This is a genomic window from Streptomyces sp. NPDC028305, assembly GCF_055569495.1.
Genome location: NZ_JBVHTN010000013.1, coordinates 121,756 through 134,674, shown reverse-complemented (window position 1 = coordinate 134,674; position 12,919 = coordinate 121,756). Strand labels below are relative to the sequence as shown.

Genomic DNA, 12,919 nt, shown 5'->3' with positions numbered 1-12,919 from the left:
ACAGATCCCTCAATTGCTCGTGACCGCCCGGCCGCCGGTGCGGCAGGGCGGGCTCGAACGTATGAGGGGCCCTATGAAGAACCTATGAAGAAGCCATCAAGAACCGGCCCGGGAGCGTGGTCACCAGATGTCCGGGGTCGGGACCGCCTGGCCGAAGTCGCCCGTCCGCAGCGCGTCGATGGGGATCGCCCAGTGCATCCAGCCGCCGTCGCCGCCGATGGCCCACTCGTCGTGCGAGGACAGCTGAAGCAGATGGTGGTAGTGGGTCGGGTCCTTGCCGAACGGCACCATCGGCGAGCTGCCGGTGGGGAACTGGGGCCAGCCGAAGGCGATGTCCTCGGAATCGAGCGCGCCCGGCCGCCGCGACCACTCGGTGAGCCGATTCTCCACATAGTCGCCGGGCATGGCCCTGGCCATGTCGTCGGCGTCGGGCCCCACATCGAAGCCGTTCCAGGCCGGGTCCCAGGTGTCGGGGAAGGCGAACCCGGGCGTCGCCGCCCACGGAATCGGCTCGAAGACGCTGGACCGGGCGGGCGGGGCCGTCTCGGCGGCGTGCGCGGAGCGGGCCGCGATCACGCTGCTCACCTCCACCTCGTAGTGGCCGTATTTGGACATCAGATCGTAGGAAACGGGGTCGTGCTGCTCGGATTCGGTATCGAGATAGAAGAAGTTGAGCAAGCCCGTCCCGGCGGGGAGGACATCGCCGAGCCAGGGGGCCAGGGCGTCGGTGTCGAGGACGGCGATCAGGCTCAGCGGAAAGCCGTCACAGGTCGGCCACGGCGTGCCCGGTTCGAGCATCGCGCGGCCCCCGAACCGGCTGTGCCCGGCGACCTCCCCGGGACCCTCGGCCTCGGTGAGCGCGAAGCCGGGCCGGGCGAGTTCGACGAAGCGGGCGGCGAGCTCCGGGCCGAGGCGGTCGGCGCTGAAGTCGCGCAGGGCGGAGAGTGTGCTCTCGGGATCCATGGCCGCAGTCAAACACCCGACTCCGACAGGCTGGCGTCCCGGCGGCGCGAACGCTTATCGCTCCGCCCGACAAGTAGGGGGTGAGACCGTCCACTTCGGCGGTCGGAGACGGAGGCCCTGTGATCAGGGAAGTACATACCGACGCGGACGACGAACTGCTGCTGCGCTCGCAGCGGGACCCGACGGCGTTCGAGCCGCTGGTGACCCGCCACTCGGCGGCGCTGCACGGCTATCTCGTACGGCGCGCCCCGGGCGCGGCGGACGACCTGCTCTCGGAGCTGTGGCTGCGCGCGTACGCGGGCCGGCACGGGTTCGACGCGGCGCGCGGGACGGCCAGAGCCTGGCTGTTCGGGGTGGCCCGACACGTCCTGGCGGCGCACTGGCGACGGCTGGAGACGGAGGCGCCGCCGGGCTCGGCGCAGTTCGCGGAGGGCATCGCCAGCGACCCGTGGCAGGCCGTCGACCAGCGGCTGGACGCCGCGGCGGTCGCGCCGGTGCTGCGCCACGCGCTGACCAAGCTGCCAGCCGTCGAACGGGAGTTGGTGCTGCTCATCGCATGGGAGCAGCTCACGCCCACCGAGGCCGCCTCGGTCGTCGGCGTCCCCCCGGGCACCGCCCGCTCCCGGCTGCACCGCGCCCGTACCCGGCTGCGCGAGCGGCTCGGCGCCCTCGTCTCCGCCACCCGGATGTCCAAGACAGGAGAGTCCGCATGACCCGCACCGACACCTTCAGCAGCGACCACCTCGACTTCCCCGGAGCGGAGACCCTGATGGCCGCAGGCCGGGTGGCGCCACCGAAGGCCGAGACGGTGGCGGCGGCGCAGGCCGTCCTCCGCGCGGCGATCGAGCGGGACACCGAGGCCGCCGCCGTCACCCCGTCGGCCGCGCGCCCTCGCCGCCGTGCGGGCCTCGCCAGGCTGTTCTTCCGCCCCCGCGTCGTGGTCACGGCGCTGGCCGCGGCCGTCGCCGCCGGCGTCGTCGTGTACCCGGCCCTCACGGAGTCCGACAGCGCACCGGCGCAGCCCCCGCAGGCCGCCTCGGCCAAGGCGTTCCTCAACGACATGGCACAGGTCGCGGCCTCCGCCCCCGCCACCAAGGCCCCGTACTGGAAGACCACCCTCAACCTCACCGTCCCGGCGGACGGCGAGAAGGAGAGCACCCACACCAGGTATCTGGACCGGAAGGGGAAGACCACCGAGGTGAACCCGGACGGGTCCACCAAGGTCGCCTTCACGGCCCGCGCGTACACCGTCGGCGACCGGACCCTCGACTGGAACCAGCTCGACAAGCTCCCCACCGACCCCAAGACTCTCGCCTCGCTGCTGCCCACCGCCAACTCCGCCGACGGCAAGGCCAAGAGCACCTTCGACAATGCCACCGCCCTCCTCGGCGAGTCCCCGGCCGGCCCCGACCTGCGCGCCGGGCTCTACCGAGTCCTGGCCGGTCTCCCCGGCGTCGAGGTCGTCGGCCCCGCCAAGGACACCACCGGCCGCAGGGGCACGGCCCTGGAGTGGAACACCGCCTCCACCACCGTCCGCCTGATCATCAACCCCAAGACGGGAGACCTCCTGGAGGAGACGGAGACGGCCCCCAGGACCGGCGCCCTCCAGGCCCGCTACACCTACCTGGCCAACACCCCTGTGGACCACATCGCCTGACCCCCGACCGCTGACCGTGCCCGGGACTCAGGGCGCGGTCAGCGGAAGACCGGCGACCTGCCGGTGCACGGCCCCGGTGCTCGCCCACGTCGGCGCGGCGTGACCCCCGGGCGGACGCGCCGCCCGTGAGAAAGTGCCCCATGCCGCCCTACCACCTGCGCTTCTTCTTCGAACCCGGCGTCTCGGACACCCTGCTGTGGCCGTACGACCTCGACAGCCCGTACGGCTACCCCTGCGAGCTGGAACGACTGCCGATCAGCCCGGCCACGCGAGCCGAATTGGAGAGGCTGTGCGAGTGGTACCAGTCGTCCATCGACTGGGATTACCCGCCGGATCCGTCTCCGTGGCCCGCAGAGGAACGGGAGCTGTTCAGGCGGCAGTCGGACGCGGCATTGGGCGCCCTGCGCCGTGAGTTGGGCGACGGTTGGACGGTCGAGGACCGACGCTGACCGTTGAGGGGGGCTCCCGCCCCAGACCACAGGCGTCAAGATCCACCGGACAGGGCCCAAGTAGGATCAGGGCCATGCCCCTGAGCATGAGCGACGTGGATCGGTTCGAGGCCGCCAGGCCCCGTCTGGAAGCCATCGCCTACCGCCTCCTCGGCTCCGCGAGCGAGGCCGAGGACGCCGTGCAGGACACCTTCCTGCGCTGGCAGGCCGCCGACGTCGACCGCGTCGAGGTCCCCGAGGCCTGGCTGACGAAGGTCCTCACCAACCTGTGCCTCAACCAGCTCACCTCGGCCCGCGCGCGGCGCGAGACCTACGTGGGCCGATGGCTCCCCGAGCCGCTGCTCGCCGGGGACGCGATGCTCGGTCCGGCCGATACCGCCGAGCAGCGCGAATCGGTCTCGTACGCGGTCCTCACCCTCTTGGAGCGCCTGTCTCCCAACGAGCGGGCGGTGTACGTGCTGCGGGAGGCCTTCGACTACCCGCACCGGGAGATCGCCGCGATCCTCGACATCACCGAGGCATCCAGCCAGCAGATCTTCCACCGCGCCAAGAAGCACGTCGCGGCCGGCCAGGCCCGTACCGAGGTCGACGAGGCGGCCGCCCGGCGGATCGTGGAGGAGTTCCTCGCGGCCGCCACCAGCGGCCGGCCCGAGCCCCTCGTGCGGCTGCTCACCCAGGACGCCATCGCGGTCGGCGACGGCGGCGGGAAGGTCCCGGCCCGCGCCAAGGCGTTCGAGGGCGCCCTCGCGGTCGCGAAGTTCATGTGGGGCCTGTTCAAACCCAGCAAGGCCAAGCGCGACTTCGCCGGCGGCTCAGCCGAGATCTACGCCATGACCGCCAACGGCGACCCCGCCATTGTGGCGGTCGTCGACGGCCGGGTCGTCGGCGTCGCGTGCCTGGAGGTCACCGCCGAGGGCATTGCCGCGTTCCGCAACCAGGTCAACCCCGACAAGCTCGAGCGCGCGACCGAGCAGTGGGCGGCCGTCGACCACGGGGAGCCCCTGTTCCACGCCTTCTGACCCGGTGTGAGGTGCTTCACATCGCGTTCCTGTCAGGAAACGGCGGGCCGCCCGGTTCAAGGGGCGACTTGCTGAAGACAGGAACAGACAGGAGCAGGGACATGCAGCACCGCATTATCGTCCTCGGAGCCGGCTACACCGGAGCCATCGCCGCCGGGCGCCTCGCCAAGCGGCTGCACCGCGAGGACGTCGCCATCACCCTCGTCAACGCCGAGCCCGACTTCGTCGAGCGCGTCCGGATGCACCAGCTGGCGGTCGGCCAGGACCTCAAGCTCCGGCCCTTCGGCCAGATGTTCGCGGGCACGGGCGTCGAGCTGAAGCTCGCGAAGGTCACCGATGTCGACGTCGACCGCAAGACCGTCGCCGTCCGCGACGTCCGCGACGTCCTCGACGCGAACGGCGCCGAGGAACTGGAGTACGACACCCTCGTCTACGCCCTCGGCAGCGGCTGGAACGACCAGGGCGTCCCCGGCACCGCCGAGCACGCCCACGAGATCGCCGGCCGCCCCGGAGCGCTCCAACTGCGCGAGCGCCTGGCGCGCCTGGGCGCCGGACAGCCCGTAGTCGTCGTCGGCGGTGGCCTCACCGGCCTGGAGGCCGCGACCGAGATCGCCGAGGCCCGCCGGGACCTCGCCGTCGTCCTCGCCGCCCGCGGCGGCCTCGGCGACTGGCTCTCGCCCAAGGGCCGCCGGCACGTCCGGAAGGTCTTCGACAAGCTCGGCATCACCGTGCACGAGCACACCGCCGTCACCGGCGTCGAGGCCGACCGCGTCGTCACCGCCGACGGCAAGGCCATCCCGGCCGCGGTCACCGTGTGGACCACCGGCTTCGCGGTCCACCCGATCGCGCAGGCCACCACCCTGGAGACCACCGGCACCGGCCAGATCGTGGTCGACGCGACCATGCGCTCGGTCTCGCACCCGGACGTGTACGCCATCGGTGACGCGGCCATGGCGATGGGCCCCGGCGACAAGCCGCTGCGGATGTCGTGCGCCTCGGGCACCCCCACCGCCTGGCAGGCCGCGGACGCCATCGCGGCACGCCTGACCGGCGCAAAGCTCCCGAACGCGCCGCTCCGCTACTTCAACCAGTGCATCTCGCTGGGCCGCAAGGAGGGCCTGATCCAGTACGTCACCGCCGATGACCGCGCCGTCCGGTCGGCCCTGACCGGACGGTTCGCCGCCGTCTACAAGGAACTGGTCTGCAAAGGCGCGGCCTGGGGCGTCGCCAACCCGATGCTCGGGATGCCGACCCGGCGCCGCCGCGTCGTGCGGGAGCGGGCCCGGGCGGGATCGGCCGTCTGAAGGAGGGTCTGAAGGAGCACGCTACGGCGATCCGGTGGTGGTGGCGTGGACGAGGCTGTGCTCGATCCGGCTCAGGACGTCGATGGCCTCGGTCTGCTGGTCCGGGGTCAGGCTGTCGGCGACGGAGCTTTCGAGCTCGGCCCAGACCTCCTCGACCTGGCGGCGCAGGGCGAGGCTGGCGGTGGTGGGTTCGACGATGGTGACGCGTTTGTCCGTGGTGGAGGGGGAGCGGCGGACGAAGCCGGCGTGTTCGAGGCGCCGGATCGTGCGGGTCATGGTGGCCGCGTCGGAGCCGAGCAGGCGCACCAGGTCGGTCTGGCGCTGGGGTCCGAGGTCCCACAGCTGCATCATGACCAGTTCCTGACCGGGGTGGAGGCCGACGCGGCGCAGCAGCTGCGCGGCGAGCATGCGGTGCAGCCGGGCGACGCGGAAGATCGCGTGGGTCATGGCACCGGCCTGGACGGAGGGCGGCATCGTCATCTCGGCCGTTGCCGCGGCTTCGGCGGCGGTCGACTGGCTGCCGGACTGGCTGCCGGACGTGTCCTTCGGCTGACTCATACGTCCCTCGCTGCGATGTGTAGCTGCTCGAGCAGGTACGAGCCTATCGCGCTCGATGCCGATACGGCGGTGAGCCCATATGTGCTGGAGATCGCGGTAAAGCGGGGTGCGTGGTGATGCAGGTCACAATTTTGCGGGAATGCCCTGCTGGGATTTACTTGTTCGGACAGCTAATGGCGTCACGCCCCGTGGCGCCCCTCCGTGAACAAGGAATGTGATCATGGCGACGGCATTCGACCCGTACGACCTGGGCGGCAAGCCCCTGGCCAACCGCATCGTGATGGCCCCGATGACCCGTAGCCGCGCATACGGCGCCGGGGCGACCCCGACGGACCTGATGGCGACCTACTACGCGCAGCGGGCCGGCGCCGGGCTGATCGTCACCGAGGGCACCCAGCCGTCGGTGGTCGGGCAGGGCTACCCCGACACCCCGGGCCTGCACTCCGCGGAGCAGGTCGAGGCCTGGCGCAAGGTGACCGACGCCGTGCACGACGAGGGCGGGGTGATCTTCGCGCAGCTGATGCACACCGGCCGTATCGGCCACCCCAGCCTGCTGCCGGACGACCAGCTGCCGGTCGGCCCCTCCGCGGTGGCGCCGCAGGGGAAGGTCTTCACCCACGAGGGCCCCAAGGACTTCGTCACCCCCAAGGAGCTGACCGAGGCCGAGATCACCCGGACCGTCGATGACTTCGCCACCGCCGCGCGCAACGCGGTGGCCGCCGGGTTCGACGGCGTGGAGATCCACGGCGCCAACGGCTATCTGGTCCACCAGTTCCTCGCCCCCAACTCCAACCGGCGCACCGACGCCTGGGGCGGCTCGGTCGACGGCCGTATCCGCTTCGCCGTCGAGGTGGCGACCGCGGTGGCCCAGGCCATCGGCGGCGAGAAGGTGGGCTTCCGCATCTCGCCCGGCAACCCCTACAACGACATCGCCGAGGACGGCATCCAGGAGACCTACGGCGCCCTGGTGGCACGGCTGGCCCCGCTGGGCCTCGCCTATCTGCACCAGATGGAGGCCCCGGGCGTGCGCGACCTGACCCTCCGCCTGCGCAAGGAGTGGCCCGGCACCTTCATCCTCAACCCGTTCACCGGCACCGACCCGACCGGCCCGGACGAGCTGGGTCTTGTGGAGGACGGCATCGCGGACCTGATCGCCTACGGCGCGCTCTACCTGGCCAACCCCGACCTCCCGGCCCGCCTCGCCGCCGGCGGCCCGTTCAACACCCCCGACCGCGCCACCTCCTTCGGCGGCGACCACCGCGGCTACACCGACTACCCCGCCCTGGGCTGATACCTGCCCGAACAGCTAAGCGTGTCGTGTGCGGCGGGCGCCCGCTGGGCGGTCAGCCCCGGAGCTGAACACCCTCGGGCGCCCGCACTTCCGGTAGTAGGGCAGGAGGTGGTCGTGAAGCAGCGGATGTACGGCCTTGTCAGTCGTCGGCGATGTGCTCGTACAGGCGTTCAGAGAGGTCGTCACACCAGTCCTGGGCCCAGGTGCGCAAGGCGGCCGTGTTAGCGTCGGTGAGGCCGTAGGCAGCGAATTCCTCGTCCTCGTACCACTCCGTACCGGCCAGACGGGTCTGAAGATCCTCAAGACAGAACTCGTCCCGTGCGTGACGGCGGCCGAGTGCCTCCAGGTCAGCGGTGGTGTAGTGACGGGAGGCGGCGTGGACGTCAATCAAGTCGCGGACGGCTCCGCGGTCCGCGAGGGCTCGCACCTTCGTCCCGATGACGTCGTCGAAGGCGAGGACGGGGCCGTACTCGGATGCCGTGGGCGGGCGCCAAAAGGCCTCCTTCAGGATGTCGACCTCGCACTGCTCACCGCTGGCGGGGTCCGTGACAACGAGGCGCCCGGACAGCGGGTCTGCGCCGATTTCCCTCACCTCCCAGCCGCGCGCGGTCAGCCCGGCACTGACGGTACGGGTGATCTCCTCCATGGGGGCAGGGTTCTCCGTCGCGACGTCGAGATCCTGGCTGAGCCGGTCGACCAGACCGTGCGCCTGCACGGCGTACCCGCCGGTGATGACCAGTGGGTAGACGGCGCCGATGGCCAGGACGTCGGATAACAGGCGGCGGTGTAAGTCGCTGAGGTTCACGCCGCGGCTGCCGGGCGAGCGGAGGCCAGCTCGGAGAAGGCCGCCTCCCACACATCACGGATCGTGCGGCTGATCAGCATGCGAAGGACGGGCCATTGACCGATCAGGAGGTCCCGGTGCAGCAGGGCGATGAGGTCGTGGTGCTGCCCTTCGGCCAGCACCGTGCGGTACATGCTCATCCGCGACCGCGGCCTGTCAAGATCGAACCGCGTCAGCCCGGACCAGGCCACGTGCAACGGCAGCTGAACGGCACCATGCGCTGGTCCAGCCAGCTCGCTGAGTGAGCCGGGAAGCCTTCTCGCATAGCGCTGCCGCAGCACCTCTGCGGCAGACAGTGGCGGTTCGGCGGCAGACATCGCGGACATGCGGACAAGTATTGCGTACTCGGGCAAGCGGCGAGGTCCCTGGGAATGCCGTGCAGGTTCAGCGAGAGCTTCGTTGTCGGTACCGGTCTGGGCGGCTGGCAATGGGATCTCCTGAGGAGGGGCGTCTACGCGGCGACGGCCGGGGCCTCGTTCGCCTCTCGGCAGTCGCGGCAGCAGCCGGGGCTGGGGGCGCGGAAGGCGCGGTCGCAGCCGTCGCAGTTCTGGAGGGGGACGACTGGCGGGCGCTGTGCGGGCTCGGCCGGCTGGTCCGCTGGGAGAGGTGGCGGGAGCAGCGCGGTGAGGCGGTGGGCGAGCAGGGCGGCGGGGTGGCGCAGGTCCGGCGGGAGGCCGGTGGCCAGGGTGCGGCGTACGGCGTCGGGGGTGGCGCCGCGCTCCAACCAGGCGGCCACGGCCGGGGCGAGGCGGTGTACGTCGCGCTCGGAGAGCAGTAACCGGTCGTCGTCGCGGCGCAGCGTGGCGAGCAGGGCGGCTGCGGTGCGGGTGCGCTCGGGCGCGGGCGCGGCGGGCTGGGGGAGGGGCGGCGGTGGTACGCGGTCGGGGTGAGGCTGCGGCGTGGGATCTACGTCTACGGCCGTGTTGGCGTCAGAGGCCGGGACGGGGGCCGGGTCAGGGTCGGCGTCGGGAGCGGCGCCGGTGCTGGCGTCGGTGCGGCTGCTGGTGCCGGACGGGGAGTCGCTGGTCTTCGGCTTCGGTGACTTCTGCAGCGACGGTACGGCCCGTAGGGGAGCGAGACGCGCGGCCTGTGCCTCGCGTTCGCGGCGGGCGCGGGTGGCCTCGGGGAAGTTGTACGAGAACGTCCGGGTGATGAACTGCCCTTGGGGCGTGCGCTCACGGACGCGCTCGATGTACCCGTGCGCCTCCAACTCCCGCAGCGCGGCGGCGATCTTAGCCCGGCCCTCCGGGAACTTCTCGGCGAGCGTCAGGATGTCCACCGGCGAGCCATCGGGCAGCGACAAGATGTGCGTGCCGAGGCCGATCGCGGTCAGGGAGAGGTCGTGGTGCTGGGAGAGATGGTGGCCGATGATCGTGTATTGGGCAGGCTGGTATTCACTCACTGAGGTAACTCCGCTGGCGGATCGACGAACCAGGAAACGGGCACGCGGAGGCGCGCTAAGCTGCTGTTCAGCCATCAGGAAGCCTCTTCTTCCTCGGTGGTCAGGCCCTCGATCGGGAAGCCACTCCCGGCCGGGGGCCGTCGCATGTCTGGGGTTGTCAAGACCGAGCCTGCCTCGCCAATCGGCTGATACGCCAGTCGAGTTGGGCGGATTCACCTATCTGGGTGACGGGTGCGGGGTTTGGTTGGGTTGGGTGGGTTCTTTCTTAAGGTTCTTTGTCTTTGATCGCCCGCCTCACCAGCGCCCGCAGCACCGGAGTCGGCGTTTCCGGCCTCCGGTGAGGCGGGGCTCAGAGGGGGAGAGTGAGCTCGGCCCAGACCGTCTTGCAGATCAGCTCGGGCACCGCACCCCAGCGGTCCGCCAACTCCTCCACGAGCAGCAGCCCATGCGCCGACTCGCCGTCGGTCTCCCCGCGTCGGCGGAGTGCCGGGAGCCGTTCCGTGCGCGAGTCCCGTACCTCGATACGGAGCGTCGCCGTCGGGCCGTTCGCCGCGACGGCCAGCGTGAGGCGGAAGTTCCGGCCCGGCAGGCGGCCGTGCAGCGCCGCGTTGGCGCTCAGTTCGGCGATGACGAGTGCCGCCGTCTCGTGTGGCAGCCCCCATGAGCGGAGTCGTTCGGTGGCGAGGAGGCGGGCCAGGCGGGCGCCCTTGCGAGTGGCGGAGAGCAGGACGGTGAAGTGGCGGGCGGCGGGCGGCGGGACGGAAACGGAAGTGTCTGTTCGAGTGAAATGTCGGCTCATGTCACTCAGCGTGGCCGCGCGCGTCTAGGCTGAAAAGTAGCGACGCCAATACGGGCGGTGACCGTCCGGTGGTGCTCCGGCTGCGGTCCGGCGCTTGTCCGGCCCGTACGCCGTGACGGGCGCTGGTCGGGCGACGTTGGGCACGGACACGTCGGAGGTGGCAGATCATGAGCGAGGTCCAGGGATTCGAAGAGGACGACAGCGGTGCGGTGCTGAGGGCCGTCGGCCGCCAGATCAAGCTGTGGCGTGAGGCGGCGGGGATGAAGCAGGTGGAGTTGGGGGCGGCGATCGGTTACGGGGAGGAGTTGGTTTCGGCCGTCGAGCGGGCGCGGCGGATTCCCCGGCCGGAGTTCCTGGACAAGACGGATGAAGTGGTGGGGGCGGGCGGCAAGATCGCGGCGATGAAGAAGGACGTCGCGGAGGCGCGGTATCCGAAGAAGGTTCGGGATCTGGCGAAGCTGGAAGTTGAGGCCGGAGAGCTGGGCGCTTACGGCAACCACAACATGCATGGGCTGTTGCAGACGGAGGAGTACACGCGCGCACTGTTTGACATGCGGCGGCCGACGTACTCAGAGGACGAGATCGAGCGCCACGTGGCGGCTCGTCTCGCCCGGCAAGAGATTTTCGAGCAACGCCCCGCGCCCATGCTGACATTCGTGCAAGAAGAGGTGACGCTACGGCGCCCGCTCGGGGGCAGAATGGTGCTGCGACGCCAGCTCGAACACCTATTGGAACTTGGCCAGTTGAGGCACGTGCAGATCCAGGTGATGCCAACGGATCGCGAGGACCATGCCGGGATGGGCGGACAGCTCCAACTGCTGAAGCTCAGGGACGGTACGACGGTGGGCCACTGGGAAGCCCAGTTGTCCAACCGCCTGATCTCCAATCCTAAGGAGGTCCAGATCCTTGAGATGCGGTATGGGATCATCCGGGCTCAGGCGCTCACGCCACGTGAGTCTCTGGCCTTCATCGAGAAACTGCGGGGAGAGACGAAATGACCCTCAAGCCCTCCGAGTGGACCAAGAGTAGCTACAGCAGCAACGACGGCCCCGAGTGCGTCGAGGTCGCCCGCACCCCCGACACCATCCGCGTCCGCGACTCCAAGCACCCCCACGGCCCCCAACTCGCTGTCACTCCCGCCGCCTGGACCGCCTTCCTCACCTACGCGGGCCGTCGCTGACGCCGTAGAAGCAGGTCTGGCCGTCGATCCGGACGGGCCGACCCGGCGGAAGGGGCGGGTCCAAGGGCTCGCCCTCCGGGATGGCCGGCCAGTCGATGAGGAATGAGCCGCTACGGGGCTCGTCCGGGACGTGGTCAATGAGGTCGAAGCGGGTGACGGGCTGGCCCGGGCGGTGGATTTCGAGGGTCAGCCTCAGCATCTCGGCAAGCTCTTCTCGGGTGAGATCCGCGTCGGCAAGGCTGCTGAGGACCCCGTCGGCGTCGCGACGCGCGGCGACGGCCGCGCTGGAAGCGAGCGCGATGGAAGACCATCCCCAGCTCGCGTTCCTGGCCTCTGCACGGACCAAGGCGAAGGCGTAGCGGTCCGGGGACCCGGTGCCGTCGAAATCATCTTCCTCGGGCACCTCTTCGCCCAGCTCGGTGAGCCTGTCGCGCGCGACGTGGTCTTCCGGGTCGCGCCGCAGCGCCTCTGCGTACGCGGCGACCGCGCCGTCCCGGTCGCCGGACCAGCACAGGGCGTGGCCCAGGTGGAGGGGCACCAGCGGGTCGCCGGGATCGGCGTCCAGGGCCGCGCGCGCCGCCTCGATTGCCCCCGCGACGAGTGGCTCGCTGATGCCGTCGTCGTCGAACTCCTGCATATGGCCCAGGTACGGACCGTCGCTCTCGTCCTCCCATGACCAGTCGCAGTTCAGTTCGTCGAGGGCGCACTGCTGTAGGGCCAGCGCCGCCACGGCCGAGCGTCCGACCGCGACGGTGGCGGCGGTCTCCGCGTCGTCGGCGCTCAGCTTCCGCGCGACCGTGTCGTAGCAGTGGGACGCCTCCTGAAGCAGGCGCGGGACAGCGTCCATCTCCGCGTCGTCCATCAGCCGCTCGTTGCTGTCGCGGAGCAGCGAACTGGCCTTGATCAGCAGCGTGCTCGTCGCCTCCTCGTCATCCGTCATGAAGCTGCACGGAGGAGTTTGCCGAGGATCGCGCTCAGCTGGCCGCGCTCGTCGGGGGTGAGGGCGCGGAAGGTGTCCTCCAGGAATGCGGGGATCGAGGCCTGGGCCTCGGCGAGCCGTCGGCGGCCCGAGTCGGTGATGGTGACGGCGTAGGAGCGCCGGTCGCGGGGGTTGCGCTCCCTGCGGATGTGGCCCGACTGCTCCAGGTCGTCGCAGATGCTGACCATGACGCTGCGGTCGATCCGCAGTTCCTCGCTGAGTGCCTGCTGGGAGCACGGGCCGACGGCGTCGAGCATCTGGAGCACGAGGTGTTGCCCGACTCCGAGCCCCTCCCCGGCGGCGTGCGCGTCGGCGGCGCGGGCCACGGCGGCCGAGGCCCGGCACAGCGCGATGTCCAGCCGCTCGGCGGCGAGTTGCGCGAAGTACACGGGCCGGGCGGGGTCGGCTGCTCTGTTCGTGGTCGCCATCGCTCTCCTCTTCCGGTGATCCCTCAGGCTACAGCAGCTTAATCTC

16 protein-coding genes are annotated in these 12,919 nt (G+C 70.7%); 8 read left to right on the top strand and 8 right to left on the bottom strand.

Annotated features, from left to right (window positions below):
* Positions 1 to 120: 120 nt before the first annotated feature.
* The gene (locus tag ACZ4WQ_RS43875; RefSeq protein WP_468022873.1) at positions 121 to 963 is read right to left on the bottom strand and encodes a DUF1963 domain-containing protein; all 843 of its coding nucleotides are present in this window, start codon (positions 961 to 963) and stop codon (positions 121 to 123) included.
* A gap of 119 nt (positions 964 to 1,082) precedes the next feature.
* Here ACZ4WQ_RS43875 and ACZ4WQ_RS43870 point away from each other — a divergent pair, with 119 nt between their 5' ends.
* The 5 genes from ACZ4WQ_RS43870 to ACZ4WQ_RS43850 all read left to right on the top strand — a co-directional run bounded on the left by ACZ4WQ_RS43870 (position 1,083) and on the right by ACZ4WQ_RS43850 (position 5,392).
* On the top strand, positions 1,083 to 1,676 hold the full coding sequence (locus ACZ4WQ_RS43870; RefSeq protein ID WP_311727375.1) for an RNA polymerase sigma factor: 594 nt from the start codon (positions 1,083 to 1,085) through the stop codon (positions 1,674 to 1,676).
* Positions 1,673 to 2,620, top strand: coding sequence for a CU044_5270 family protein (locus ACZ4WQ_RS43865; protein ID WP_468022872.1), 948 nt, complete (start codon positions 1,673 to 1,675; stop codon positions 2,618 to 2,620). The genes ACZ4WQ_RS43870 and ACZ4WQ_RS43865 overlap by 4 nt, the downstream gene beginning before the upstream one ends.
* A 140-nt stretch (positions 2,621 to 2,760) precedes the next feature.
* On the top strand, positions 2,761 to 3,069 hold the full coding sequence (locus tag ACZ4WQ_RS43860; RefSeq protein WP_468022871.1) for a hypothetical protein: 309 nt from the start codon (positions 2,761 to 2,763) through the stop codon (positions 3,067 to 3,069).
* A 74-nt stretch (positions 3,070 to 3,143) separates the two neighbouring features.
* Positions 3,144 to 4,088, top strand: coding sequence for an RNA polymerase sigma factor SigJ (gene sigJ, locus ACZ4WQ_RS43855; protein ID WP_468022870.1), 945 nt, complete (start codon positions 3,144 to 3,146; stop codon positions 4,086 to 4,088).
* A 101-nt stretch (positions 4,089 to 4,189) separates the two neighbouring features.
* Positions 4,190 to 5,392: an NAD(P)/FAD-dependent oxidoreductase gene (locus tag ACZ4WQ_RS43850; RefSeq protein ID WP_468022869.1), complete on the top strand. Its 1,203-nt coding sequence runs from the start codon at positions 4,190 to 4,192 to the stop codon at positions 5,390 to 5,392.
* Positions 5,393 to 5,413: 21 nt separating this feature from the next.
* On the opposite strand, the gene ACZ4WQ_RS43845 is transcribed toward ACZ4WQ_RS43850, so the two are convergent.
* Positions 5,414 to 5,866 carry a MarR family winged helix-turn-helix transcriptional regulator gene (locus ACZ4WQ_RS43845; RefSeq protein ID WP_398370469.1) on the bottom strand — a complete coding sequence of 151 codons (453 nt, stop codon included), beginning with the start codon at positions 5,864 to 5,866 and terminating at the stop codon, positions 5,414 to 5,416.
* 304 nt (positions 5,867 to 6,170) lie between these two features.
* On the opposite strand from ACZ4WQ_RS43845, the gene ACZ4WQ_RS43840 reads away from it, so the two are divergent.
* Positions 6,171 to 7,241: an alkene reductase gene (locus ACZ4WQ_RS43840; protein WP_468022868.1), complete on the top strand. Its 1,071-nt coding sequence runs from the start codon at positions 6,171 to 6,173 to the stop codon at positions 7,239 to 7,241.
* Between the two features lie 139 nt (positions 7,242 to 7,380).
* Here the strand turns inward: ACZ4WQ_RS43840 and ACZ4WQ_RS43835 are convergent, their stop codons facing one another.
* The 4 genes from ACZ4WQ_RS43835 to ACZ4WQ_RS43820 form a co-directional block, all read right to left on the bottom strand.
* Entirely contained in the window at positions 7,381 to 8,046 is a 666-nt protein-coding gene (locus ACZ4WQ_RS43835) for a nucleotidyl transferase AbiEii/AbiGii toxin family protein (protein WP_311727368.1), read from the bottom strand.
* On the bottom strand, positions 8,043 to 8,402 hold the full coding sequence (locus ACZ4WQ_RS43830; protein ID WP_311727473.1) for a hypothetical protein: 360 nt from the start codon (positions 8,400 to 8,402) through the stop codon (positions 8,043 to 8,045). The genes ACZ4WQ_RS43835 and ACZ4WQ_RS43830 overlap by 4 nt, the downstream gene beginning before the upstream one ends.
* 134 nt (positions 8,403 to 8,536) lie before the next feature.
* On the bottom strand, positions 8,537 to 9,487 hold the full coding sequence (locus ACZ4WQ_RS43825; protein WP_385340283.1) for a helix-turn-helix domain-containing protein: 951 nt from the start codon (positions 9,485 to 9,487) through the stop codon (positions 8,537 to 8,539).
* Between the two features lie 349 nt (positions 9,488 to 9,836).
* A complete protein-coding gene (locus tag ACZ4WQ_RS43820) occupies positions 9,837 to 10,286 on the bottom strand; it encodes an ATP-binding protein (protein WP_468022867.1) in 450 nt (149 codons plus the stop codon).
* Positions 10,287 to 10,453: 167 nt separating this feature from the next.
* Between ACZ4WQ_RS43820 and ACZ4WQ_RS43815 the strand changes: the two genes are divergently transcribed.
* Both ACZ4WQ_RS43815 and ACZ4WQ_RS43810 read left to right on the top strand, forming a co-directional pair.
* On the top strand, positions 10,454 to 11,284 hold the full coding sequence (locus tag ACZ4WQ_RS43815) for a helix-turn-helix domain-containing protein (protein WP_311727365.1): 831 nt from the start codon (positions 10,454 to 10,456) through the stop codon (positions 11,282 to 11,284).
* Positions 11,281 to 11,466 carry a DUF397 domain-containing protein gene (locus tag ACZ4WQ_RS43810; RefSeq protein WP_311727364.1) on the top strand — a complete coding sequence of 62 codons (186 nt, stop codon included), beginning with the start codon at positions 11,281 to 11,283 and terminating at the stop codon, positions 11,464 to 11,466. Before ACZ4WQ_RS43815 ends, ACZ4WQ_RS43810 begins: the two co-directional genes overlap by 4 nt.
* Here the strand turns inward: ACZ4WQ_RS43810 and ACZ4WQ_RS43805 are convergent.
* Positions 11,444 to 12,406 (bottom strand): tetratricopeptide repeat protein, encoded by a 963-nt coding sequence (locus tag ACZ4WQ_RS43805; RefSeq protein WP_468022866.1) that lies wholly within the window; start codon positions 12,404 to 12,406, stop codon positions 11,444 to 11,446. The two genes, ACZ4WQ_RS43810 and ACZ4WQ_RS43805, sit on opposite strands and share 23 nt — an antisense overlap.
* Positions 12,403 to 12,873, bottom strand: a complete 471-nt coding sequence (locus tag ACZ4WQ_RS43800) for a MarR family winged helix-turn-helix transcriptional regulator (RefSeq protein WP_311727362.1) — start codon at positions 12,871 to 12,873, stop codon at positions 12,403 to 12,405. The genes ACZ4WQ_RS43805 and ACZ4WQ_RS43800 overlap by 4 nt, the downstream gene beginning before the upstream one ends.
* Positions 12,874 to 12,919: the final 46 nt, after the last annotated feature.

Excerpts from the sequence above, each read along its gene's own strand:
- ACZ4WQ_RS43810 (WP_311727364.1), top strand. The coding sequence starts at position 11,281 with ATGACCCTCAAGCCCTCCGAGTGGACCAAGAGTAGCTACAGCAGCAAC.
- ACZ4WQ_RS43850 (WP_468022869.1), top strand. The coding sequence starts at position 4,190 with ATGCAGCACCGCATTATCGTCCTCGGAGCCGGCTACACCGGAGCCATC.
- ACZ4WQ_RS43845 (WP_398370469.1), bottom strand. The coding sequence starts at position 5,866 with ATGCCGCCCTCCGTCCAGGCCGGTGCCATGACCCACGCGATCTTCCGC.
- ACZ4WQ_RS43815 (WP_311727365.1), top strand. The coding sequence starts at position 10,454 with ATGAGCGAGGTCCAGGGATTCGAAGAGGACGACAGCGGTGCGGTGCTG.
- ACZ4WQ_RS43805 (WP_468022866.1), bottom strand. The coding sequence starts at position 12,406 with ATGACGGATGACGAGGAGGCGACGAGCACGCTGCTGATCAAGGCCAGT.
- ACZ4WQ_RS43875 (WP_468022873.1), bottom strand. The coding sequence starts at position 963 with ATGGATCCCGAGAGCACACTCTCCGCCCTGCGCGACTTCAGCGCCGAC.
- ACZ4WQ_RS43860 (WP_468022871.1), top strand. The coding sequence starts at position 2,761 with ATGCCGCCCTACCACCTGCGCTTCTTCTTCGAACCCGGCGTCTCGGAC.
- ACZ4WQ_RS43800 (WP_311727362.1), bottom strand. The coding sequence starts at position 12,873 with ATGGCGACCACGAACAGAGCAGCCGACCCCGCCCGGCCCGTGTACTTC.
- ACZ4WQ_RS43820 (WP_468022867.1), bottom strand. The coding sequence starts at position 10,286 with ATGAGCCGACATTTCACTCGAACAGACACTTCCGTTTCCGTCCCGCCG.
- sigJ (WP_468022870.1), top strand. The coding sequence starts at position 3,144 with ATGCCCCTGAGCATGAGCGACGTGGATCGGTTCGAGGCCGCCAGGCCC.
- ACZ4WQ_RS43830 (WP_311727473.1), bottom strand. The coding sequence starts at position 8,402 with ATGTCTGCCGCCGAACCGCCACTGTCTGCCGCAGAGGTGCTGCGGCAG.
- ACZ4WQ_RS43865 (WP_468022872.1), top strand. The coding sequence starts at position 1,673 with ATGACCCGCACCGACACCTTCAGCAGCGACCACCTCGACTTCCCCGGA.
- ACZ4WQ_RS43840 (WP_468022868.1), top strand. The coding sequence starts at position 6,171 with ATGGCGACGGCATTCGACCCGTACGACCTGGGCGGCAAGCCCCTGGCC.